At 65.8% G+C, this 22,143-nt stretch carries 20 protein-coding genes; 15 read left to right on the top strand and 5 right to left on the bottom strand.

The features are described from left to right. Nucleotides 1-97: 97 nt before the first annotated feature. Genes L7H23_RS07510 through zapE form a run of 4 tightly spaced genes read left to right on the top strand, consistent with a single transcriptional unit; the run spans nt 98 to nt 3,472 of the window. Nucleotides 98-880 (top strand): succinate dehydrogenase iron-sulfur subunit, encoded by a 783-nt coding sequence (locus L7H23_RS07510; RefSeq protein ID WP_237838722.1) that lies wholly within the window; start codon nt 98-100, stop codon nt 878-880. Continuing rightward, on the top strand, nt 880-1,860 hold the full coding sequence (locus tag L7H23_RS07505) for an MBL fold metallo-hydrolase (RefSeq protein ID WP_237838721.1): 981 nt from the start codon (nt 880-882) through the stop codon (nt 1,858-1,860). The genes L7H23_RS07510 and L7H23_RS07505 overlap by 1 nt, the downstream gene beginning before the upstream one ends. After that, nucleotides 1,857-2,348, top strand: coding sequence for a PaaI family thioesterase (locus L7H23_RS07500; RefSeq protein ID WP_237838720.1), 492 nt, complete (start codon nt 1,857-1,859; stop codon nt 2,346-2,348). Before L7H23_RS07505 ends, L7H23_RS07500 begins: the two co-directional genes overlap by 4 nt. Beyond that, nucleotides 2,345-3,472 carry a cell division protein ZapE gene (gene zapE / locus L7H23_RS07495; RefSeq protein WP_237838719.1) on the top strand — a complete coding sequence of 376 codons (1,128 nt, stop codon included), beginning with the start codon at nt 2,345-2,347 and terminating at the stop codon, nt 3,470-3,472. Before L7H23_RS07500 ends, zapE begins: the two co-directional genes overlap by 4 nt. Here the strand turns inward: zapE and L7H23_RS07490 are convergent. After that, entirely contained in the window at nt 3,469-4,512 is a 1,044-nt protein-coding gene (locus L7H23_RS07490) for a hypothetical protein (protein WP_237838718.1), read from the bottom strand. The two genes, zapE and L7H23_RS07490, sit on opposite strands and share 4 nt — an antisense overlap. A gap of 52 nt (nt 4,513-4,564) precedes the next feature. Then, nucleotides 4,565-5,107, bottom strand: a complete 543-nt coding sequence (locus L7H23_RS07485) for a phosphatase PAP2 family protein (protein ID WP_237838717.1) — start codon at nt 5,105-5,107, stop codon at nt 4,565-4,567. Between the two features lie 319 nt (nt 5,108-5,426). Between L7H23_RS07485 and mdh the strand changes: the two genes are divergently transcribed. From mdh to L7H23_RS07430, 11 genes are all read left to right on the top strand, one after another. Continuing rightward, a complete protein-coding gene (gene mdh / locus L7H23_RS07480) occupies nt 5,427-6,389 on the top strand; it encodes a malate dehydrogenase (protein WP_237838716.1) in 963 nt (320 codons plus the stop codon). Nucleotides 6,390-6,450: 61 nt separating this feature from the next. Further along, on the top strand, nt 6,451-7,341 hold the full coding sequence (gene sucD, locus L7H23_RS07475) for a succinate--CoA ligase subunit alpha (RefSeq protein WP_237838715.1): 891 nt from the start codon (nt 6,451-6,453) through the stop codon (nt 7,339-7,341). Nucleotides 7,342-7,423: 82 nt separating this feature from the next. Beyond that, complete coding sequence (locus tag L7H23_RS07470) at nt 7,424-10,246, top strand: 2-oxoglutarate dehydrogenase E1 component (RefSeq protein WP_237838714.1); 2,823 nt, start codon at nt 7,424-7,426, stop codon at nt 10,244-10,246. A gap of 25 nt (nt 10,247-10,271) precedes the next feature. Beyond that, nucleotides 10,272-11,501 carry a 2-oxoglutarate dehydrogenase complex dihydrolipoyllysine-residue succinyltransferase gene (gene odhB, locus L7H23_RS07465; RefSeq protein ID WP_237838713.1) on the top strand — a complete coding sequence of 410 codons (1,230 nt, stop codon included), beginning with the start codon at nt 10,272-10,274 and terminating at the stop codon, nt 11,499-11,501. A gap of 32 nt (nt 11,502-11,533) precedes the next feature. Continuing rightward, nucleotides 11,534-11,974 (top strand): hypothetical protein, encoded by a 441-nt coding sequence (locus L7H23_RS07460; RefSeq protein WP_237838712.1) that lies wholly within the window; start codon nt 11,534-11,536, stop codon nt 11,972-11,974. Next, complete coding sequence (gene lpdA / locus L7H23_RS07455; RefSeq protein WP_237838711.1) at nt 11,971-13,368, top strand: dihydrolipoyl dehydrogenase; 1,398 nt, start codon at nt 11,971-11,973, stop codon at nt 13,366-13,368. Before L7H23_RS07460 ends, lpdA begins: the two co-directional genes overlap by 4 nt. A 24-nt stretch (nt 13,369-13,392) precedes the next feature. Then, entirely contained in the window at nt 13,393-14,730 is a 1,338-nt protein-coding gene (locus L7H23_RS07450) for an amidohydrolase (protein ID WP_237838710.1), read from the top strand. Nucleotides 14,731-14,736: 6 nt separating this feature from the next. Beyond that, complete coding sequence (locus tag L7H23_RS07445; RefSeq protein ID WP_275671232.1) at nt 14,737-15,369, top strand: trimeric intracellular cation channel family protein; 633 nt, start codon at nt 14,737-14,739, stop codon at nt 15,367-15,369. A 106-nt stretch (nt 15,370-15,475) separates the two neighbouring features. After that, nucleotides 15,476-15,706, top strand: coding sequence for a hypothetical protein (locus L7H23_RS07440; RefSeq protein WP_237838709.1), 231 nt, complete (start codon nt 15,476-15,478; stop codon nt 15,704-15,706). A 33-nt stretch (nt 15,707-15,739) separates the two neighbouring features. Next, entirely contained in the window at nt 15,740-17,065 is a 1,326-nt protein-coding gene (locus L7H23_RS07435; protein WP_237838708.1) for an oxygenase MpaB family protein, read from the top strand. A 54-nt stretch (nt 17,066-17,119) separates the two neighbouring features. After that, nucleotides 17,120-18,022 carry an alpha/beta fold hydrolase gene (locus L7H23_RS07430; RefSeq protein ID WP_237838707.1) on the top strand — a complete coding sequence of 301 codons (903 nt, stop codon included), beginning with the start codon at nt 17,120-17,122 and terminating at the stop codon, nt 18,020-18,022. A gap of 30 nt (nt 18,023-18,052) precedes the next feature. Here L7H23_RS07430 and sppA read toward each other — a convergent pair whose 3' ends face one another. The 3 genes from sppA to proB all read right to left on the bottom strand — a co-directional run bounded on the left by sppA (nt 18,053) and on the right by proB (nt 22,127). Then, nucleotides 18,053-20,035 (bottom strand): signal peptide peptidase SppA, encoded by a 1,983-nt coding sequence (sppA, locus tag L7H23_RS07425; protein WP_237838706.1) that lies wholly within the window; start codon nt 20,033-20,035, stop codon nt 18,053-18,055. Between the two features lie 77 nt (nt 20,036-20,112). Beyond that, entirely contained in the window at nt 20,113-21,009 is an 897-nt protein-coding gene (locus L7H23_RS07420; protein ID WP_237839157.1) for an NAD(P)H-binding protein, read from the bottom strand. A gap of 14 nt (nt 21,010-21,023) precedes the next feature. Next, the gene (gene proB, locus L7H23_RS07415) at nt 21,024-22,127 is read right to left on the bottom strand and encodes a glutamate 5-kinase (protein WP_237838705.1); all 1,104 of its coding nucleotides are present in this window, start codon (nt 22,125-22,127) and stop codon (nt 21,024-21,026) included. Nucleotides 22,128-22,143 lie beyond the last annotated feature (16 nt).

The raw sequence follows: 22,143 nt of genomic DNA, 5'->3' as shown, positions 1-22,143 counted from the left end.
AGGCCGCCAGCGGCTTTCGCTTTTGCAGCATCAACCCCTTGTCGACTCTTTCAATCGGGTCTAGGCCGACCGCGACTGCATCAGGGGAGCCAGAGACATGGCCGAATTTCGCCTGCCCAAGAACAGCCGCCCCAAGAAGGGCGGACAGGTCCACAAGGCCGAGGGCGCGAGCAACGTCAAGAAGTTCAAGGTCTATCGTTACGACCCGGACAAGGGCGAGAACCCGCATTTCGACGCGTTCGAGATCGACACCGACAAATGCGGTCCGATGGTGCTCGACGCGCTGATCAAGATGAAGAGCGAGCAGGACAGCACGCTGACCTTCCGCCGCTCGTGCCGCGAAGGCATTTGCGGCAGCTGTTCGATGAACATGAACGGCAAGAACGGCCTCGCCTGTACCACCGCGATCGAGGATCTGAAGGGCGATATCCAGATCACCCCGCTGCCGCACATGGAAGTCATCAAGGACCTCGTCCCCGACTTCACCCATTTCTATGCGCAATATGCGTCGATCGAGCCGTGGCTGAAAACCAAGACGACGACGCCGAGCGGCAAGGAGCGGCTGCAGTCGCCCGCCGAGCGCGAAAAGCTCGACGGCCTTTACGAGTGCATCCTGTGCGCCTGCTGCTCGACGAGCTGCCCGAGCTATTGGTGGAACAGCGACAAGTTCCTCGGTCCGGCGATCCTGCTTCAAGCCTATCGCTGGCTGGCCGACAGCCGCGACGAGCTGACCGGCGAGCGCCTCGACGAGCTGGAAGATCCCTTCCGCCTCTATCGCTGCCACACGATCATGAACTGTTCGAACGCGTGCCCCAAGGGTCTGAGCCCCGCGCGCGCGATCGCCGAGATCAAGAAGATGACGGCCGAGCGGCAGGCCTGATGCGGCGCTGGCTGCCGGCGCTGCTCGCGCTGGGGCTGGCCGGCTGCGCGGCGAAACCCGCGGTTGAATTTGTTCCGCCGCCGCGCGCCTATGCGCACGGCATCGGCGGTGCGACCTTCCTGATCGGCGGCAGCTTCGCGCCCGGCCGCTCGCCCGACGGCAACAGCTTGATCCTTTATGGGCCCGAGGGCGCCTTTCTGATCGATAGCGGGCGCCACGCCGAGCATCTTGCGCTGATCCGTCAAGGGTTCAGCGGGATCGGCATGACGCCCGTCGCGATCGTCAACACGCACTGGCATCTCGACCATGTCAGCGGCAATCCGGCGCTGAAAGCCGAATTTCCGGGCATAAAAATCTATGGCACATCGGCGATCGACGGCGCGCTGAGCGGCTTCCTCGCGAAGAGCGCGGAATCGTCGCGCAAGGCGCTGGCCGACGGTGCCGTCCCCGCGAGCGCGGTCCCCGATGTCGAAGGCGATCTGGCGACGATCGCGCGCGGCGCCGAGCTGCGGCCCGATATCGTCGTCGACGAGTCCCGCGACATGACCATTGCCGGACGCCCGCTATCGTTGCGGGTCGCCCGTAATGCGGCGACCGAGCGTGACCTCTGGATCTATGACGCGGCGGAGAAACGGGCGATCGTCGGCGATCTGGTGACCGTGCCGGTCCCGTTTCTCGACACCGCCTGTCCCGAGGGCTGGTTGAAGGCACTCGACGAGGTTACCGCATCGGGCGCCGAACAAGTTGTTCCCGGCCACGGACCGATCATGCCGATCGCCGATTTCGGCACCTGGCATCGCGCCTTTTCCGACTTTGTCGCTTGCGCCCGCGGCACGGGTGCGCTTGAGGGCTGTTCGGCCGGCTGGCTCGCGGGCGCCGCGAAATGGATTGGCCCCGACACGGCGCGCGCGAAGGCGATGGCCGATTATTATGGCGAGCTGATACGCTCGAAGAAACTGGACGGATATTGCAGGGCATGAATGACGGGATCGAGGAACCGAAACGGCGCGAGAATTTCAGTGGAGAGGAACTCGCCGACGGCTGGGTCAGCTGGAACCTCAAGGATCCTAGCCGCTTCAACGCCTTCATCGAGCCGCTCTCGGTCCGCGTCGAACCGAACACACCTGATGGCCGCCCGCAGGCGCGCGTGCGCATGGTGCCCGAACGCAAGCACAGCAATCTCGGCGACAATGTCCATGGTGCGGTGACGCTCGCGCTGGTCGACATCGCGCTCTTCGCCGCGTCGCACCAGTTCGGGTCGCTCGATGCGGGGCACTCGGTGACGCTCGACCTGTCGACGCAGTTCGTCGGCGCGGGCCGCGTCGGCGAGCCTCTGGACGCCATCGTCGAGCTGGTGCGCGAGACCGGCCGCCTGATCTTTCTGCGCGGGCTTGTGGTGCAGGGCGAGGGCGACAGTCATATCGTGCTGACCTTCGCGGGAACGATCCGCAAGGCCAGCCGGAAATGACGAGCGTGCTCGCCGCCTATGATGCGCTCGTCGCGGCGGGCGAGCTCAAGCCCGATGTCGAGCAGCGTGCAGCGGCCGAGCGCCTGAACCGGCTGCAGGAGGAGCTGGAGGCCGCGCCGCCGCGCGGCAGCCTGCTGTGGCGGATCGCCGGCCGCAAGCCCGAGGCGCCGCGGGGCGTCTATCTGTGGGGCGCCGTCGGGCGCGGCAAGTCGATGCTGATGGACCTGTTCTATGACCAGCTTCACATCCAGCGGAAGCGGCGTGTCCATTTCCACGCCTTCATGCTCGACGTCCACGCCCGGATGCGCGAGGTCCGCAAGGCCGAGAGCGGCGATCCGATCCCGCAGGTTGCTGCAGCGCTCGTCGAGAATGTCCGCGGCCTCGCGTTCGACGAGATGGTGGTGAACAACAGCGCCGATGCGATGATCCTGTCGCGCCTGTTCACCGCGCTGATCGACAAGGGCGTAACGGTCGTCGCGACGTCGAACCGGCCGCCGAAGGATCTCTATAAGGACGGGCTCAATCGCGAGCATTTCCTGCCCTTTATCGCGCTGGTCGAACAAAAGCTCGACGTGATGAGCCTCAATGGCCCGACCGATTATCGCCGCGATCGTCTGGGCGACGGTGCGCGCTGGTTCGTGCCCGCCGACGATGCTGCAAGCGCGGCGCTCTCGGCCGCTTTCTTTCGTCTGACCGACTATCCGCCCGAGGATCGCGCCAATGTACCGACGCTCGATCTCGACGTCGGGGGCGGCCGGACGCTGCATGTGCCGAAGGCGCTGAAGGGCGTCGCGGTCTTCTCGTTCAAGCGGCTGTGCGGCGAAGCGCGCGGGGCGTCGGACTATCTCGCGGTCGCGCGCCATTTTCACACCGTGATCATCGTCGGCATTCCGCGCATGGGGCCCGAGAACCGCAACGAGGCGGCGCGGTTCGTGACGCTGATCGACGCGCTCTACGAATATAAGGTCAAACTGCTGGCGAGCGCGGCGGCGATGCCCGACGACCTCTATGTCGCGGGAGACGGCGCGTTCGAGTTCGAGCGGACGGCAAGCCGGTTGTCGGAAATGCAGTCGGACGATTATCTGGCGCTAGGCCATGGGCGCGACGAGGGCGCGATCGCCTAGGCGATCGCCAGGAAGACGCCGCCCAGCACCTTGCCCCAACGCGACGAGTTGATCGTGACCGCGATGAGATCGCGGACATAGCGCACCTCATGTGCCAGATGACCGACTCCCTGCTCGATCATGCGGCGAGCTGTGCGGAGCGGCTTGGGCGCTGCGACGTGAATGCGGCGCGGGCGGGCCGGAGGCGCAGGGAGCGTCACGAAACCGCCGCTTGAAACCCGTGCGTCCTCTGCGACCGCACGGCACAGCGCCTCCATTCGTGCGATGGCGAGGCGGTTCGGTACCCGGCGATCGCGGCTGAGGAGTTCGAAGCTGTGGCTGAAGGCGGAGAACTGGATAGCGCCGCTCGCTGCCGAATGGTCGAGCGCGTCGCGCATTTCCTCCTCGGACATCGCGCACAGCTGCGCCGGGCGAAAGCGGCCCACGCGGTCCATCAGGCCGCTGACGGGCACTTCGCACACGCCCTGATGATCGCGCATCCCGAGATTGCCCGCATCGAGGGAAATATCGCAACCATGCCCCAGATACGCGCCGTTGAAGCTGCTGTCGAAGCGGAAGCCGAGGGCGGCGAGCGCGCGGAGGGTATCGTCGTTGGCGCCGAAATTGCCGGCGCGAAATGCGGTCGGCCTGGGTGCGCCGGCGCCGACGAGAATGTCGCGGGCCAGCCCGATCAGCTTCTTCTGCGCCGCCAGCGGGAAGTCGCCGATGTTGCGGCCAAAGAGGCGGCCGGCCGGATTGAACGGTGCAAACGCCAGCCATTCGGTGTGGATATGCAATTGGACTTCGTGGCCGCGCGTGACGATCGGCTGGACGATCGCGTCGATGATTGCGGGGCCATAGACGAGTGCAGGCATCGGATCGACGAACCATACACCGGTCAGGCCGTGGCGTTCGAGCATGTCCATCTGGAAATGGATGCCGAAATCCCCCTCGCGGCATCGGCCGAGGATCGAGCTCTCGTAATTGGCAAGCGCATCGGCGCCGCGCTGGTAGAGCCCGGCGGAGAGTTCTGTGTCGAAGCTGATGATCGCCCGCGTCACCGGGGGCGCATAGCAGGCACGGGGATAAGGGAGGGTTAAGAAGGCGTTGCGGTCAGAAACGCAGCGTCACGTCGACCCCGGCGCTCTTCGCATCGCCCCACGGGAAGATATGGATGCGGTCGTTTGCCTTCGTCGTCACGAGATGCCCCGTCGCGGTGCCGATTGCCGCACCCACCAGCACGTCGCCGACGCGATGCTTGCGCGCCTCGACCCGGCTGAGGCCGACGAACGAGGCGACGACATAGGCGGGCAGGCCGGCTTCCCAGCCATAGCGGTTGTGCAGCGTTGCTGCCGCGGCAAAGCTGGTCGAGGTGTGGCCCGACGGGAAACTCTTGTTGTCGCTGCCGTCGGGGCGGCGCGACGGGAAGGCTTCTTTCAGTCCCTGTGTGATCAGCATCGTACCGCCGATACTGCCGCCGGCCTCGAGCACACCCTCCCAGTCGCCCTGCACGGCAGGAACGCCGAAGGCCGCGACGATCAGTGCGTTCTTCGCGACGGTGCCGGCGTCGTTCCAGCCGTCCTCGCTTGCGCCGGCAGGCGCGGCGAGGCCGAGCGACAGGGTCGCGACAAAGGCGCCCGCGGTGAATCTGAACATGCCTGTCTCCCCGAAAAGGCTCCCCCCTTTCCCGGGCTGACCACGGCATATCGCGCCCCGGCGCGCAGGCCAAGCGAATGTGGCGATCTTGTCACGAAAGCGTGCGAGGGATATGAACTGTATCAAGCAAAACCGCCTTTATCGCTATTGCGAACTATTTGCAAAAAATCCCACTTTTTCGTCCTTTTCGCAGTTGTTTCGTTAAGGGAATCGGCGTAGGGGCGACCCCAGTCTTGGGATCGACACTGCGGTTTTAGCCCGTGACCGCGCCGATCCGTGAACCACTGCCGGGCTTGCCACGAAGGGAGTGCCGCGCGCCATGGGACGCAAGAAAATCGCATTGATCGGCGCCGGAAATATCGGCGGAACGCTGGCGCTGCTCGCCGCGCAGAAGGAACTCGGCGACGTCGTCCTGTTCGACGTCGTCGAAGGCGTGCCGCAGGGCAAGGCGCTCGACCTGTCGCAGGTCGGCCCGATCGCGGGCTTCGACGCGAAGATCACCGGCTCGAACGATTACAAGGACATCGCGGGCGCCGACGTCATCATCGTCACCGCCGGTGTCGCCCGCAAGCCGGGCATGAGCCGCGATGACCTGCTCGGCATCAACCTGAAGGTCATGAAGGCCGTTGGCGAAGGCATCAAGGCCAACGCCCCCGACGCGTTCGTCATCTGCATCACCAATCCGCTCGACGCGATGGTCTGGGCGCTGCGCGAATTCTCGGGCCTGCCGCACAACAAGGTCGTCGGCATGGCCGGCGTGCTCGACTCGGCGCGCTTCAGCCACTTCATCGCCGACGAATTCGATGTGTCGGTGAAGGATGTGAACACCTTCGTGCTTGGCGGTCATGGCGACACGATGGTTCCCGTCGTCCGTTACTCGACCGTCAACGGCATCCCCGTTCCCGATCTCGTCAAGATGGGCCTGTCGTCGCAGGACAAGATCGACGCGATCGTCAAGCGCACCCGCGGCGGCGGCGGCGAGATCGTTGCGCTGCTCGGCACCGGCTCGGCTTTCTATGCGCCGGCCGCCTCGGGCATCGCGATGGCTGAAGCTTACCTCGGCGACCAGAAGCGCATCCTGCCCTGCGCCGCCTATGTCGACGGCCAGTATGGCCTCGACGGCCTCTATGTCGGCGTGCCGGTGCTGATCGGCGCTGGCGGGGTCGAGAAGATCGTCGAGATCGAACTCGATGCCGAGGACAAGGCGGGCCTGCAGGTCTCGGTCGATGCGGTCAAGGAACTGCTCGAGGCGTGCAAGAATCTGGATCCCAGCCTCGCCTGATCTTTTTTGCCACACCCGGCGCCGAGCGTCGGGTGTCGGCTCCCCCCGGGAGAATTAGAATATGTCCATCCTCATCGACAAGAATACCAAGGTCATCACGCAGGGTATGACCGGCGCGACCGGCACCTTCCACACCGAACAGGCGCTCGCCTATGGCACGCAGATGGTCGGCGGCGTGACGCCGGGCAAGGGCGGCACGACGCACATCGGCCTGCCGAACTTCAATACCGTTGAAGAGGCCAAGCATGCCACCGGCGCGACCGCGAGCTGCATCTATGTTCCGCCGCCGTTCGCCGCCGACTCGATCCTCGAGGCGATCGATGCCGAGATGGAACTGATCGTCTGCATCACCGAGGGCATTCCGGTGCTCGACATGGTGAAGGTGAAGCGCGCGCTGTCGGGCTCGAAGTCGCGCCTGATCGGCCCGAACTGCCCCGGCGTGCTGACCCCCGACGAGTGCAAGATCGGCATCATGCCCGGCAGCATCTTCAAGAAGGGCAGCGTCGGCGTCGTCTCGCGCTCGGGTACGCTCACCTATGAAGCAGTTTTCCAGACGACGAACGTCGGCCTTGGCCAGACGACCGCGGTCGGCATCGGCGGCGACCCCGTCAACGGCACCAACTTCATCGACGTTCTCGAACTCTTCCTCGCCGACGAAGCGACCAAGTCGATCATCATGATCGGCGAAATCGGCGGCGACGCCGAAGAGCAGGCCGCCCAGTTCCTGATCGACGAAGCGAAGCGCGGCCGCAAGAAGCCGATGGCCGGCTTCATCGCGGGCCGCACGGCGCCTCCGGGCCGCCGCATGGGCCACGCCGGCGCGATCGTGTCGGGCGGCAAGGGCGACGCCGAAAGCAAGATCGCGGCGATGGAAGCGGCCGGCATTGCGGTGTCGGCCAGCCCGTCGGAACTCGGCACCACGCTCGCCGAAGTACTGAAGGAACGCGTCTGAGCAGGTGGCCCGCCGGCGCCCTTTGCCGGCGGGCCTCCGCTCCCCATATAAAGCCCACCCCCTCCTCCCCGTGGAAAAGCAGATGAACCTCGAACGACAAAGCTTCGACGTCGATGAAGTCCAGGCCGGCCCCAGCTGGGCGCCGAAGAACTGGCCGCTGATCGACAGCGACGACCTGACCGCCGCGCTCGATCCGCAGCAGATGCAGGTCGCGGTGAAGGCCGCCGCCGCCAAGGCCGGCGCGCCGCTGTCGAACGCCGAGGTCGAACGCGCGGCGAACGATTCGATCCGTGCGATGATGCTGATCCGCACCTATCGCGTCCGCGGTCATCTGGCTGCGAACCTCGACCCGCTGGGGCTCAGCACGCGCGAGCTGCCTGCCGATTTGACGCCCGAGTACCACGGTTTCACCGGCGCCGATCAGGACCGTCCGGTCTGGCTCGGCGGGGCGCTCGGCCTCGAAAAGGCGACGGTGCGCGAAGTCGTGGCGATCCTGCGCGCGAACTACTGCGGCAATGTCGGCCTCGAATATATGCATATCGCCGACATCGAGGAGCGCCAGTTCCTGCAGGAACGGATGGAAGGCGCCGACAAGATCATCGAATTTTCGGTCGAGGGCAAACGCGCCATCCTGAACAAGGTGATCCAGGCCGAGGAATGGGAGAAGTTCCTCGCGCGCAAATATGTCGGGACGAAGCGCTTCGGTCTCGACGGCGGCGAATCGATGATCCCCGCTATGGAAGCCATCATCAAATATGGCGGCCAATATGGCGTGAAGGAAATCGTGTACGGCATGGCGCACCGCGGGCGCCTCAACATGCTCGCGAACGTCATGGCCAAGCCGTACAAGGTGATCTTCCACGAATTTTCGGGCGGCAGCGCCAACCCCGACGATGTCGGCGGTTCGGGCGACGTCAAATATCACCTCGGCACCTCGACCGACCGTGAGTTCGGCGGCGCATCGGTGCATATGTCGCTCGTTCCCAACCCGTCGCACCTCGAGGCGGCCGATCCGGTCGTGCTCGGAAAGGTGCGCGCGCAACAGGTCGTGCGCGACGACCTCGACAAGCATGAGCAGGTGCTGCCCGTGCTGATCCATGGCGACGCGGCGTTCGCGGGGCAGGGAATCGTCTGGGAGTGCCTCGGCTTCTCGGGCATCCGCGGTTATAACACCGGCGGCTGCATCCACTTCATCGTCAACAACCAGATCGGCTTCACGACCAGCCCGCAATATGCGCGCTCGTCGCCCTATCCGTCGGACGTCGCGAAGGGCGTGATGGCGCCGATCCTGCACGTCAACGGCGACGATCCCGAAGCGGTGACCTTTGCGTGCAAGCTCGCGATCGACTTCCGCCAGAAGTTCAAGCGCGACGTCGTGATCGACATGTGGTGCTATCGCCGCTTCGGCCATAACGAAGGCGACGAGCCTTCGTTCACGCAGCCGCTGATGTATGCGGTCATCCGCCAGCATCCGCCGGTGTCGCAGCTCTGCGCCGCGAAGCTCGAAGCCGAAGGCGTGATCGATGCCGGCTGGGCCGATGCCCGCCGCGCCGAATTCGTCGCGCAGCTCGAAGGCGATTTCGAGGCCGCGAAAAGCTATAAGCCGAACAAGGCCGACTGGTTCGCCGGCCGCTGGTCGGGGCTCCACACCCCCGCCGATGCCGAGAATGCGCGCCGCAACATCGCGACGGGCGTGTCGGACAAATTGTTCGACTCGATCGGCCGCACGCTGACGACGATCCCGGGCGATCTGGAAGTGCACAAGACGCTGCGCCGCGTGATCGACGCACGCGCCGCAATGTTCGCCGACAAGAGCGATAACGAGGTGTTCGACTGGGCAACCGCCGAAAGCCTCGCCTTCGGTACCCTGCTCAGCGAAGGCTATCAGGTGCGCCTTTCGGGCCAGGATTCGGGCCGCGGCACCTTCAGCCAGCGTCACGCGGTGTGGGTCGACCAGACCGACGAGCATAAATATGTGCCGCTGACGACCGTGCCGCACGGCCGGTTCGAGGTGCTCGACAGCCCGCTCTCCGAATATGGCGTGCTCGGCTTCGAATATGGCTATGCGATGGCCGATCCGAAGAGCCTCGTGCTCTGGGAAGCGCAGTTCGGCGATTTCGCCAACGGCGCGCAGATCATGATCGACCAGTTCATCGCCGCGGGTGAGGCCAAGTGGCTGCGCGCCAACGGCCTCGTGATGCTGCTGCCGCACGGGTATGAAGGGCAGGGGCCCGAGCACAGCTCGGCGCGTCTCGAACGCTTCCTGCAGCTGTGCGCGGGCGACAATATCCAGGTGTGCAATATTTCGACCCCGTCGAACTATTTCCACGTCCTGCGCCGCCAGATGCTGCGTCCGTTCCGCAAGCCGCTGATCATCATGACGCCGAAGTCGCTGCTCCGTCACAAGCTCGCGGTATCGCAGCGGTCGGATTTCATCGGTGACGCGCATTTCCGCCGTATCATGTCGGACCGTACCCCGCCCGCCGACGCCGACATCAAGCGTGTCGTGCTCTGCTCGGGCAAGGTCGGTTACGACCTGATGGAAGCGCGCGATGCTGCCGGCCAGACCGATACGACGGTGATCCGCATCGAGCAGATCTATCCCTTCCCGGGCGAGCCGCTCGCGGTGCGCCTGAAGCGGATGAAGAATCTCGAAGAGGTCGTCTGGGCACAGGAAGAACCACGCAACAACGGCAGCTGGTTCTTCGTCGAGCCGCTGATCGAGGAGGCGCTGAACGAAGCCGGCCACAAGGGCATGCGCCCGCGCTATGCCGGCCGCGCCGCCGCCGCCTCGCCCGCGACCGGCCTGATGAGCCGTCACCAGACCGAACAGTCGGCGCTCGTCGCCGATGCGCTGGGGCTTTCGGTTCGCGCCGAAATCCGCCGCGCCAAGAACAAAGCCTGAGCTTAAGCCCCAAGGAACTGCACCAATGAGCACCGAAGTCAAAGTCCCCACGCTCGGCGAAAGCGTCACCGAAGCCACGATCGGCGAATGGCTGAAGAAGCCCGGCGAAGCGGTCGCACTCGACGAGCCGATCGCCAGCCTCGAAACCGACAAGGTCGCGGTCGAGGTTCCCTCGCCCGTCGCGGGCGTGATGGGCCAGCAGCTCGCCGGCGTGGGAGACACGGTCAACGTCGGTGCGGTGATTGCGACGGTCGAGGCGGGCGGTTCCGCTGCTGCCGCTCCCGCGGCGACTCCCGCACCGGCGCCCGCCGCGCAGGCGGCCCCGGCAGCGCCTGCTCCGGCGACCGCGAGCGAAGATGGCGTGACCACGCTGTCGCCCGCCGTTCGCCGCCTCGTTCTCGAACATGGCGTCGACCCGACGAAGATCCAGGGCACCGGCAAGGACGGCCGTCTGACCAAGGAAGATGTGCTCGCCGCCGCCAGCGCGGCGCCTGCCGCCGACGCCGCTCCGGCGCCTGCGGCCGCCGCAGCCCCCGTTTCGAGCGGCGCGCCCGGTCGTCAGGAAGAGCGCGTCAAGATGACGCGCCTCCGCCAGACGATCGCCAAGCGCCTGAAATCGGCGCAGGACACCGCGGCGATGCTGACGACCTTCAACGACGTCGACATGTCGGCGGTGATGGCGACGCGCGACCGTTATCGCGAAAGCTTCGAGAAGAAGCACGGCGTCCGCCTCGGCTTCATGAGCTTCTTCACCAAGGCGGTCGCACTCGCCGCGCATGACATCCCCGCGGTCAACGCCCGCATCGAGGGCGACGAGATCGTCTATCACAATTATCTCGACGTCTCGGTCGCGGTCAGCGCCCCGAACGGCCTCGTCGTGCCCGTCGTGCGCAACGCCGACAGCATGAGCTTTGCCGAAATCGAGAAAGCGATCGCCGACCTCGGCAAGCGCGCCAAGGAAGGCACGCTGACGATCGACGACATGACCGGCGGCACCTTCACCATCTCGAACGGCGGCGTGTTCGGCGGTCTGATGTCGACCCCGATCATCAATCCGCCGCAGTCGGCGGTACTCGGCCTCCACCGCATCGAGGATCGCCCGGTCGTCCGCAATGGCGAGATCGTGATCCGTCCGATGATGTATCTCGCGATGAGCTATGACCACCGCCTGATCGACGGCCGCGAAGCGGTGACCTTCCTCAAGACGATCAAGGAAGCGATCGAGGATCCGACGCGTTTGCTGATCGATCTTTAAGGGTAGCAGTCCGGATGGAGCCCCCTTGGAAAGTGGACCCCGACTATTTTGCCGATGGGTCATGGGTCCTTGGCAAGGGGGACTATATCAAGGAGTGGCGCCAATGGTTTGTTGCGTTACCGGAAGGGCAGAAGGCTGACTATCGCGAGTTACATCCTCCTATCGCTCACAATGATACATTCTACGATGTGTTCGGGGTGCCGCCATATGACCCCGTTCGCGAAGCTGAAAAATATCGTGATGATGAAGGCTTTTTGACACCGCCTTGGTTGGCATTTCCGCACATCGGCCTCGGTTCCATCGGCTGGCGCATGGGTGCGGGTGAAGATTACTGGCATGTCTTCGCCGATTGGTACAACGGCTTGGATGCAGCCGGTAAGATTGCAATGCGGGACAAGTATCCCGAACCTGTTGAGGTTATAGAAGGTCGCCCATGGACTGGCTTTTATGACCGGCTGGAGAAGTACAAATGAGTGATTACGACTACGACGTCCTTGTCATCGGTGCCGGCCCCGGCGGTTATGTCGCGGCGATCCGCGCGGCGCAGCTGGGCCTGAAGACCGCTTGTGCCGAGGGGCGCGAGACGCTGGGCGGGACGTGCCTCAACGTCGGCTGCATTCCCTCGAAAGCGATGCTGCATGCATCGGAATATTTCGAGGCGGCCGCGGGCGGCGCAATGGCGAAGATGGGCATCAAGGTGAAGCCCGAGCTCGACCTGCCGACGATGCACGGCCAGCGCATCGATGCGGTGAAGGGCCTGACCGGCGGCATCGAATTCCTGTTCAAGAAGAACAAGATCGACTGGCTGAAGGGCTATGCCCAGTTCACGTCGGCCGATACCGTCGAGGTTGCGGGCAAGAGCGTCCGCGCGAAGAACATCATCGTTGCGACCGGTTCGTCGGTGACCCCGCTTCCGGGCGTCGCGGTCGATAACGACAAGCAGATCATCGTCGATTCGACCGGCGCCCTCGAGCTCGCCAAGGTACCGGATCATATGGTCGTGATCGGCGGCGGCGTGATCGGGCTCGAACTCGGCAGCGTGTGGCGCCGTCTTGGCGCGAAGGTCACCGTTGTCGAATATCTCGACCAGATCCTGCCCGGCATGGACGGCGACGTCCGCAAGGAAGCGAACAGGATCTTCAAGAAACAGGGTATGGACTTCAAGCTCAAGACCAAGGTCACCAAGGCCGAGGTCAAGGGCAAGAAGGCGGTGCTTACGCTCGAACCCGCGGCCGGCGGTGACGCCGAAACGCTCGAAGCCGACGTCGTGCTCGTGTCGATCGGTCGCCGCCCGAACACCGAGGGTCTCGGCCTCGACAAGGCGGGTCTGGCGCTGAACCAGCGCGGCCAGATCGAAACCGACCATGATTTTCGCACGAGCGTTCCGGGTATCTGGGCGATCGGCGACGTCATTCCGGGCCCGATGCTCGCACACAAGGCCGAGGACGAAGGCATTGCCTGCGCCGAGAATATCGCCGGGCTGACCGGCATCGTGAACCACGACGTCATCCCGTCGGTCGTCTACACTTGGCCCGAAATCGCCGGCGTTGGCCTGACCGAAGAGCAGGCGAAGGAACGCGGCGAGGTCAAGGTCGGCAAATTCCCGATGCTCGCGAACAGCCGCGCCAAGACCAATCACGAACCCGATGGTTTCGTGAAGGTGATCGCCGACGCCAAGAGCGACCGCGTGCTCGGTGTGTGGTGCATCGCAAGCGTCGCGGGCACGATGATCGCGCAGGCCGCGCAGGCGATGGAATTCGGCGCGACGTCCGAAGACATTGCCTACACCTGCCATGCGCACCCGACGCACAGCGAGGCGATCAAGGAAGCCGCGATGGCGGTGACCGGCAAGCCGATCCACGTCTGACGAAGCAGAACAGGGGAGAGAGACATGGCGAAGCACTGGCTCGCGGGAGCGGCTTCGCTCGCTCTCTCGCTTGTGGCGACGAGCGTACAGGCGGCGCCTGACCTGTCGGCGGCGAACACGCGGCTGACCGCGATTCTCGACAGCAATTATCCCGCGCTCGAGGCGATCTACAAGGATCTGCACCTGCATCCCGAACTCGGGATGCAGGAGGCCCGTACCGCCGGCATCCTTGCGCAGCAACTGCGCAAGGCGGGGTTCACCGTCACCGAGAAGGTCGGAGGCACCGGCGTCGTCGCCGTGCTGAAAAATGGCGAAGGTCCGACGATCCTCGTCCGCGCCGACATGGACGCGCTTCCGCTGGAAGAGAAGACCGGGCTTCCGTGGTCGAGCAAGGTGCGCGCAACCTATGAGGGCAAGGACGTGCCTGTGATGCACGCGTGCGGGCACGACACGCATGTCGCCTATCTGATCGGCGTTGCGCAGGCGCTTTCCGCGATGCGTGACAGCTGGTCGGGCACGGTCGTGCTGATCGGCCAGCCCGCCGAGGAGCCGTTGAAGGGCGCGCGTGCGATGCTCGATGACGGGTTGCTGACCCGCTTTCCGAAGCCCGACTTCGGCTTTGCGGCGCACGTTACCAACCTTCCGGCCGGGGCCGTCGCGATCAAGGCGGGGGCTTCCTCGTCGGCGTCGGACAGCTATTCGGTCACCTTCCACGGCCGCGGCGGTCATGGCTCGATGCCTGCGGCGACGATCGACCCGATCCCGATCGCGGCGCGTTTCGTCACCGATGCGCAGACGGTGATCAGCCGCGAGAAGGATCCGGCGGCGTTCGGCGTCCTGACGATCGGCGCGATCAACGCGGGCAGCGCGCCGAACATCATTCCCGACAGTGCCGAGGTGAAGGTCAACCTGCGTTCGCAGTCGCCCGAGGTCCGCGAGTTACTGCGCGGCGGCACGGCCCGCTCGGCCAAGGCGGCGGCGATGATGGGCAATGCGCCCGACCCGACGATCACCTATCTTGGCGGCACCGGCGTGCTGATGAACGACGAGGCGATGGCCGCGGCCGCCGCGAAGGCGCTGACCCCGGTCTTCGGCAAGGGTCTGCTCTTTGCTCCCGTAACTGCCCAGCCGATGTCGGGCAGCGAGGATTTCTCCGAGTTCGTTGACGCCGGGGTTCCGTCGCTCTTCTTCGGGATCGGCGGCTATGATCCCGCAAAGCTCGCCGAACTCAAGGCGAAGGGCGAGCCCGCCCCGACGAATCATTCGCCATTCTTCGCGCCGCAGGCGGAGCCCGCGATCCGCAATGCGGTGACCGCGATCGTCCTGTCGATCATCGCGGGCGTGCGTCCGGCCGCGAAGTAACGCATCGTGCCCGACGTCGACAATGCGCTGATCGTCCGCCTGCTCGATCTTGCGGGCATCGGCGTCTTTGCGTTGTCGGGTGCCCTGATGGCGGTGCGGCTGCGCCAGACCCTGATCACCGCCTGCTTCTTCGCTCTGGTTACCGGCGTCGGCGGCGGCAGTGTGCGCGACCTGCTGATCGGCGCGCCGGTCTTCTGGGTACAGGATAGTGCGATCGCTGCGGTGTGCATCGCGATCGCCTTTATCGTGTGGGTTACGCCCGAACGCTGGTGGCAGGGGCAATTGCTCGAATGGGCCGACGCGGTCGGGCTTGCCGCTTATGCCGTGTTCGGGACGGCGAAGGCGCTCGCCTGGGGCGTTCCGCCCGTCCCGGCGCTGCTGATGGGCGTGATCACCGGCTGCGTTGGCGGTACGATCCGCGACATATTGGCGGGGGTGCCGTCGATTATCGTACGGCCTGAAATCTATGTCACCGCGGCGGCGCTCGCGTCGGGTCTCTTCCTCACGCTCCTGTGGCTTGGAACGGGAACACCGGTGGCAGCGGTCGCCGGAGCGGGCGCCGGCTTTATTTTGCGCGGTGCAGCAATTCGCTGGTCATTGGCGCTGCCAGCGTATAGGGGCCCCCGCGAATCGCGGTAAACAGCGGCCTAATCGAGCCGCAACGCTCCGTTTAACATTGATCCGATAGGATCGCGGCGGGCGCGCAGGGGAGCGCGCCGTGGGGACTTGCCGAACTTTGTCGTCATTGCTGATCCTTTTCGGCGCCGGTGTCGAGGCGCCCGAGTGCGCGAGCGCGTGCGCCGACCCGGCGTCCACGGGCCGCTGGATTGTGGGCCTGTCGCTGATCATTTTCCTTTTGCCGCTTCTGGCATCGCCATCGGCGCTGCTCTTTTTTCGCTGGTTTCTGACACCGTTGACAGAGCGTAAACCACGCGCCGTGCCGCGGCGCTCGATCCTGTCGCGATTGATGGGCTGACATTCGGGTCAATAATATGGCACCTTATGTGCCATGACCGCTGCGCTCGACACTATCGCCCGCCAGGTCCGCGACCAGGCCATCACCTTGCCCGATCTGTTCGGCCGCTTCGATTTCGATCGCGCGCCCGAACGCTGGGCGCCCGATCCCGAAGCCACGACCGAATTGGGGCGGGTGCGCGGGATCGATCGCGATGCCTATCTGGACGATGCCGATCTTGTGGCGCGCATCCGCGAATATACGATGCTCGGCGACCGGACGGGCGACGCTTATGCCGCGCTGATGCCGACGATGGGCTTCCAGCGGACCGTCGCGATGCTGGTCGAGGCATGCGACAAGGGTGTCGAGGCTGTCGAGGACGCGCCGCCCGAGCTGGTCGCGCTGATCCGCGAGATGGAAGCGAGGCCCGACTGGGTCGATATGGAGCTGGTCGAGGAGGGGGCGGCCTATGAGCGGAACGCGACCGCGAACCTTGCGCCCTTCCTGATCCGCGGCGCCTTTATCGCGACTTTCCTCAACAAATATTCGGCGTTGCCGATGGCGCTCACCGGGACGCTGAGCCACGCAACAGCGGCACGGCGGGTGAAGGAGACTGCAACCTTCTTCGCGACCACGGCTTTGCCGGGCGCGCTCGATCGCTTCGGGCCGGGGTTCAAGGCGGCGGCGATGGTACGGCTGATGCACTCGATGGTGCGCGTCAATGTGCTGTCGCGGCCGGGGATGTGGGACGCCGACACCTATGGCGTGCCGATCCCGCAACTCGATCAGATGCCCGCGGGGTTGATCCCGATCTATTTCCTGTCGCAGGACGTACTCAAGAGCGGGCGCAAGAGTTTCAACCGGCTCGAGCGCGGGCGCGTCGAGCTGGCGCGCTATCGCTGCTTCCTGCTCGGGCTGCCCGAGGATCTGCTCGCCGATACGCCCGAGGAGATCGTCCGCATCTGGCGCACGCGCAGCGCGACGCTGCGCTATGAATATGATGATCCGGTCTGCGGCGGGCTACTCCGCGCGACGATGGAGGCCGAGCTGTCGAACGACCCGTCGCCCGCGGGCCGCGTCAAGCGCCGGCTTGAGCGCTCGGTGAGCCGCGTCTTTTTCGTGAAGGCCTTCCTCAACGGCGATGCCGAGCGCGCCGACAGCGTTGGCGTGCCCGTGGGCCGCCGCGATCATCTGATCTATGGCGCGACGATGCTCGCGCTGGCGGGTCGGATGGCCGCTTACCGCGTCGCTTCGCGGCTGCCGGTGCTGCGCCACCTGGCCGATCGCCGCCTCGTTAGCCGGATCAACCGCCAGCTCGCGGGCTATGGGCGCGCCGAGTTCCAGTCCGACGCCGCGCATTATCGCCCCGCAACGGCTTGACCGCGCCGCACTTCGCGGCATGTTGGTCGGCTAACGGCAGAGGATCGGAGCGGTATGACGACCGAGCAGACGACGGCGAACGGCATCAGCATCACTTATGAGGACAAGGGGCCGAAGGACGCGCCGGCGATCCTGCTGGTGATGGGACTCGGCGGACAGCTGACTTTGTGGCCCGACGAGTTCGTCGATGCGCTCGTCGCGCACGGCTTTCGCGTCATCCGCTATGACAATCGCGATGTCGGCCTGTCGACGCGCTTTGACGCGGCGGGCGTTCCCAACCTCAAATGGATGTTCGTGAAGGCGGCGCTGAAGCTGCCCGTGCGCAGTGCCTATACGCTCGCCGACATGGCGGCCGACGGCATGGCGCTGCTCGACCATCTCGGTATCCAGCGCGCGCATATCGTCGGCGCCTCGATGGGTGGGATGATCTCGCAGCATATTGCGGCGCGCTATCCCGAGCGGGTGCTGTCGCTGACGTCGGTGATGTCGACGACGGGCAATCCGCGGCTACCGCGCGCGCAAAAGGAAGCGATGCGCGTGCTCGCCAACCGGCCGATGAGCGGCGATACCGAAGCGCTGATCGCTTATTCGGTCAACGCCGCGCGGGTGATCGGCAGCCCCGATTATCCCGCCGCGGAGGATCGGTTGCAGCGCCGCGTGCGGAGCGATTTCGAACGCGGCTGGTATCCGCAGGGCGTTGCACGCCAGATGGCGGCGATCGTCGCCGATGGCGACCGGCGCGCGATGCTGAAGTCGATCAAGGCGCCGACTCTGGTGATTCACGGTGAGGCCGACCCGCTGGTTCCGATCGCGGGCGGACGCGACACCGCCGAGAATATTCCCGGCGCGCGGCTGCTGACGATCCCTGGAATGGGGCATGACCTGCCGCTCGCGCTGGTCGACACGCTCGCCGATGCGATCGCCGATCATGCGAAGGGCGTGGCGCTGGCAGCTTGATGACTTCCTTCCCGCGAGCGGGAAGGGAACTTACTTGAGTAGCAGCGCAAGCGTTCCGAGGAACCCTTTCGCCTCCCTGTCGCCCGCCCGCGGTACCGCCGGCAGATAGGCGCGGCAATCGAGGCAGCTCGCCTGCACCGAACCCGATTTCGTGAGCATCGTCAGATCCTGCACCAGCCGTCGTTCGACGAGCTGGCGGTTCATCGCCGCAATCCCGAACCAGCCGCGCGGCAGGCTTGCTTCCTGTTCCTGCTCGGCGCCGGTCCACGAAGCGAGCATCTTCGAGAATTCGCTCGGTTCTTCCTCATAATATCGGGCGTGGTACGCACCGTCGATCTTCGCCAGTTTCGCCGCCGCTGACATGGCATCGGACAGGCCGCCGAACTGGTCGACAAGGCCGATCTGCCGCGCCGTGCCGCCCGCCCAGACGCGGCCCTCGGCAATCGTGCGGATCTTCTCGATCGGCTGTTTGCGGCTCTTGGCGACAAGCCCGGTGAAACGGCCGTAAATGTCTTCGACGCTCGCCTGTGCAAGCGCGTTGAATTCGTCGTTCACGCCGCCGAACACGTCGGGCTGGCCCGACAGAGGCGTCGTCGCGATGCCGTCGGCGTTGACCCCGATCTTGGCGAGCGCCTGGTCGAAGCTCGGCAGGATGCCGAACACGCCGATCGAGCCGGTGATCGTCTCGGGCTCGGCAAAAATGCGGTCGGCAGGTGTCGAGATCCAGTAGCCGCCCGATGCTGCGACATTCGCCATTGAAACGACGACCGGCAATTTCTTCGCCTTGGCCTGCAGTAATGCCTGCCGAATCTCTTCCGACGCCAGCACCGATCCGCCGGGCGAGTCGACGCGCAGGACGACCGCCTTGGTGCTGCTGTCGGCCACGGCGTCGAGAATATGTTCGGCCACGGTCGCACCGCCGGCGCTGCCGTTCGGCGCTTCGCCGTCGACGATTTCGCCGACGACCGGAATGACGGCAATCGCCGCGCCATCGCTCTTCGGCGGATTGGCTGCGACCCAGTTTTCGAGCGGGATCGCGGCATAGTCCCACGGTCGGCTGTCGTCATAGGTGCCGCTGATTTCCGCAACGCGCGCGTTGAAAGCCATGCGGCCACCGATCTTGTCGATCAGCCCGGCGTCGAGCCCGGCCTTCGACAGGTCGTTGCCCGCGGCTTTCACCGCGCCGGCGGTGTCGGCGATAAAGGGATCGATCTTCGCCTTGGGGCGGGCCTTCTTCACTTCGGTCAGCCAGCTGTCCCACAGCGCACCGGCATAGGCCATGTCGGCCTCCTTCGCCTCGGGCGACTGGTCGCTCCGCAGGAAAGGCTCGACCGCACTCTTGAAGGTCCCGACGCGATAGATGTGCGCGGTGATGCCCAGCTTGTCCATCAGCCCCTTGTAATAGAGGCGCGATCCGCCCGGACCGGCGATCGCGACGCCGCCGATGCCGTCGGCCCAGATCTCGCTGGCGTGCGCCGCCACCTGATAGCTGTCGGTCGTGTAGGCGGTGGCAAAGGCGAGGACGGGCTTCTTGGCCGCGCGCACCTTGTCGACCGCAGCGCCGATTTCGGCGAGCGATACCTGCCCGCCGCCAAGGAAGCGGTCGAAGTCGAGCACGACCGACGTGACGCGCTTGTCGGTCGCCGCCGTCTCGAGCGCGTGAACGACGTCGCGGGTCCGGATTTCGCGGAGCTGGTCGCGGCCCGACAGGGCGGCGAACGGATCGACGTCGGACGGCTGTTCGGTGACGACGCCGTCGAAGTCGATCTGCAGCGCGCCTTCGGTCACCGGCAGCGCGGCATTGGGACGCGCGGAGAGCAGGCCGAACAGGACTGCGAAGAACAGCAGCAGGAAGATCAGCGCGAGACCGTCCTTTATCGCAACGAGCAAATTCCAGACCTTGCGCGGAAAGCTGGTACCGCCTTTCGGCTTGTCATCGCCGGGAAGCGGGCGGCGGACGGGAATGGCCCAAGGGCCGGCGGGATCGTTCTGCGGGGTCGTGGTGTCGGTCATGCGGCGAACCTAGGGATGCGCCCGGTCCTTGGCAATGCACGCTTCGACCGAAGTGGAGCCGCGGCCCACCAGCGACGTCAGAGCCAGCCTTGCTCGCGATACCACCGAACCGTCGCAGCCAGCGCTTCGCCGGTCGCGACTTCGGGTTTCCAGAGCCCGGGAGGCGGCGCTGCTCCGCCGCTCGCGACCCAGTCGGGATGCGCGATATAGCGCGCGCGGTCGGGCGTCAGTTTGGCGTTGCCGCGGCGAACCAGCTTGTCGAGCTGTCCGGCGGTCTTCAGGAGCAGCGGCGGAACCGGGATCGCCGAGACGCGGGCGCGTTCGACGGCAAGGCCGACCGCCTGCGCAAAGCTGCGGTACGACCAGCCGGCCGGTGTGCCGTCGTCGGGCTCGTATATCCGGCCGAGGCTGGTGTCCCGGTCGGCGGCGACGGCGAGCAGCAGGCGTGCGAGTTCGTCGACATAGATCGCCGACATCCGGCCCGGCGGCACCAGCGCGAGGCCGCGCTTTGCCATGCGGAACAGGTCGAGCATCTCGGTATCGCCGGGACCGAACACTGCGGGCGGGCGGATGATCGTCCAATCGAGCCCGCTTTGCTCGACGACCTTCTCTGCCTGCGCTTTCGACCAGCCATAGTTGGAAAGTCCGGGTTCGCGCGCGGCGAGCGACGAGACATGGACGAAGCGCCGTACGCCCGCGGCGCGCGCGGCTTCGACGACGTTCGCGGTCGCGGTCGCATTGCCCGCCTCGAAATCGGCGCGCGTCGGGACGTTCACGACGCCGGCGATGTGCAGGACGACATCGCTTTCCGTCGCCAGTTCGGCAAGGCTTCCGTGGTTGTCGAGCGCGCCCGATACCCACGTGACGCCTTCGCGAGCCTCCTGTACGCGGCGGGTGAGGGCGCGGACGTGCCAGCCGGCGGCAACCGCCTGCCGCAAGGTCGCGCCGCCGACGAAGCCGGTCGCGCCGGTCATCGCCAGAGTGCGGATCACAGGAGCACCATATGGTCGCGGTGCACCATCGCAGCGCGAGGAGCGTAGCCGAGTGCCGCCTCTTGCGCGTCGCGGCCGAGCCCGAGGATCGTCGCAGCGTCGGCCGCGGTATATTCGGACAGGCCGCGCGCGATGACGCGGTCGTCGGGGCCTGCAATGTCGAGGATGTCGCCGCGCGCGAAGCTGCCGCTTGTGGCGGTGACGCCCGCAGCGAGCAAGCTCGCGCCGCCGCGCAGCGCCTTTGCCGCGCCCGCATCGATCGTCAGCCGGCCTTTTGCGGTCAGACCGCCTGCGAGCCACGCCTTGCGCGCGCTCGCGCCTTTTTCGGCGACGAAGATCGTATGTCGACCCTCGGTCGAGAGCGGGCGGTCGATGTGTCCCGAGGCAATCGCCAGATGCGCGCCTGCGGCATTGGCGATACGCGCGGCCGAAATCTTCGACACCATGCCGCCCGATCCCATGCCTGACGCCGATCCGGTATCGGCCATCGCCTCGATCGCACCATCGATGCGCTCGACGTGCGCGATATGGTTTGCACCCGAGAGGGCCGGGTTCCGGTCGTAGAGCCCGTCGATGTCCGAGAGCAGGATCACCCCGCCCGCGCCGGCTGCCTGCGCGACGCGTGCCGCCAGCCGGTCATTGTCGCCGAACCGGATTTCCTCGGTCGCGACGCTGTCATTCTCGTTGATGACGGGCACGACGCCGAGGTTCAGCAGCCGGTCGAGCGTTGCCGATGCGTTGAGGTAGCGGCGGCGATGTTCGAGGTCATCGAGCGTGACGAGGATCTGGGCGGCGGTCAGTCCTTCGGCACCGAGCACTTCGGCCCAGACATGGCTGAGCGCGATCTGGCCGGTGGCGGCGGCAGCTTGTGCATCCTCAAGGCTCGCACGGCCGCCCTTCGCCAGCTTCAGCCGGCGAGCGCCGAGTGCGATGGCGCCTGACGAGACGACCGCCACCTGCTGACCTGCCCGCGTCCGTTCGGCGATATCGGCAGCGATCCCGGCAAGCCAGTCGCGCCGCACCGCGCCGTCTGGATCGACGAGCAACGCCGATCCGATCTTGACGATCAGCCGAGGGCAGGAGGCGGGTGCGAACAACATGAGAGGCGCTTAGCTG

Origin of the sequence: Sphingopyxis sp. BSN-002 (assembly GCF_022024275.1) — a bacterium.
Classification (GTDB): Bacteria; Pseudomonadota; Alphaproteobacteria; order Sphingomonadales; family Sphingomonadaceae; genus Sphingopyxis.
The sequence above is the reverse complement of the archived record's forward strand: the minus strand, read 5'-3'. Positions and strand labels throughout refer to the sequence as shown.

Bases quoted from the DNA above. Each gene is read 5' to 3' on its own strand.
- L7H23_RS07510 (WP_237838722.1), top strand. From the start codon at position 98: ATGGCCGAATTTCGCCTGCCCAAGAACAGCCGCCCCAAGAAGGGCGGA.
- L7H23_RS07505 (WP_237838721.1), top strand. From the start codon at position 880: ATGCGGCGCTGGCTGCCGGCGCTGCTCGCGCTGGGGCTGGCCGGCTGC.
- L7H23_RS07500 (WP_237838720.1), top strand. From the start codon at position 1,857: ATGAATGACGGGATCGAGGAACCGAAACGGCGCGAGAATTTCAGTGGA.
- zapE (WP_237838719.1), top strand. From the start codon at position 2,345: ATGACGAGCGTGCTCGCCGCCTATGATGCGCTCGTCGCGGCGGGCGAG.
- L7H23_RS07485 (WP_237838717.1), bottom strand. From the start codon at position 5,107: ATGTTCAGATTCACCGCGGGCGCCTTTGTCGCGACCCTGTCGCTCGGC.
- mdh (WP_237838716.1), top strand. From the start codon at position 5,427: ATGGGACGCAAGAAAATCGCATTGATCGGCGCCGGAAATATCGGCGGA.
- sucD (WP_237838715.1), top strand. From the start codon at position 6,451: ATGTCCATCCTCATCGACAAGAATACCAAGGTCATCACGCAGGGTATG.
- L7H23_RS07470 (WP_237838714.1), top strand. From the start codon at position 7,424: ATGAACCTCGAACGACAAAGCTTCGACGTCGATGAAGTCCAGGCCGGC.
- odhB (WP_237838713.1), top strand. From the start codon at position 10,272: ATGAGCACCGAAGTCAAAGTCCCCACGCTCGGCGAAAGCGTCACCGAA.
- lpdA (WP_237838711.1), top strand. From the start codon at position 11,971: ATGAGTGATTACGACTACGACGTCCTTGTCATCGGTGCCGGCCCCGGC.
- L7H23_RS07450 (WP_237838710.1), top strand. From the start codon at position 13,393: ATGGCGAAGCACTGGCTCGCGGGAGCGGCTTCGCTCGCTCTCTCGCTT.
- L7H23_RS07435 (WP_237838708.1), top strand. From the start codon at position 15,740: ATGACCGCTGCGCTCGACACTATCGCCCGCCAGGTCCGCGACCAGGCC.
- L7H23_RS07430 (WP_237838707.1), top strand. From the start codon at position 17,120: ATGACGACCGAGCAGACGACGGCGAACGGCATCAGCATCACTTATGAG.
- sppA (WP_237838706.1), bottom strand. From the start codon at position 20,035: ATGACCGACACCACGACCCCGCAGAACGATCCCGCCGGCCCTTGGGCC.
- L7H23_RS07420 (WP_237839157.1), bottom strand. From the start codon at position 21,009: ATGACCGGCGCGACCGGCTTCGTCGGCGGCGCGACCTTGCGGCAGGCG.
- proB (WP_237838705.1), bottom strand. From the start codon at position 22,127: ATGTTGTTCGCACCCGCCTCCTGCCCTCGGCTGATCGTCAAGATCGGA.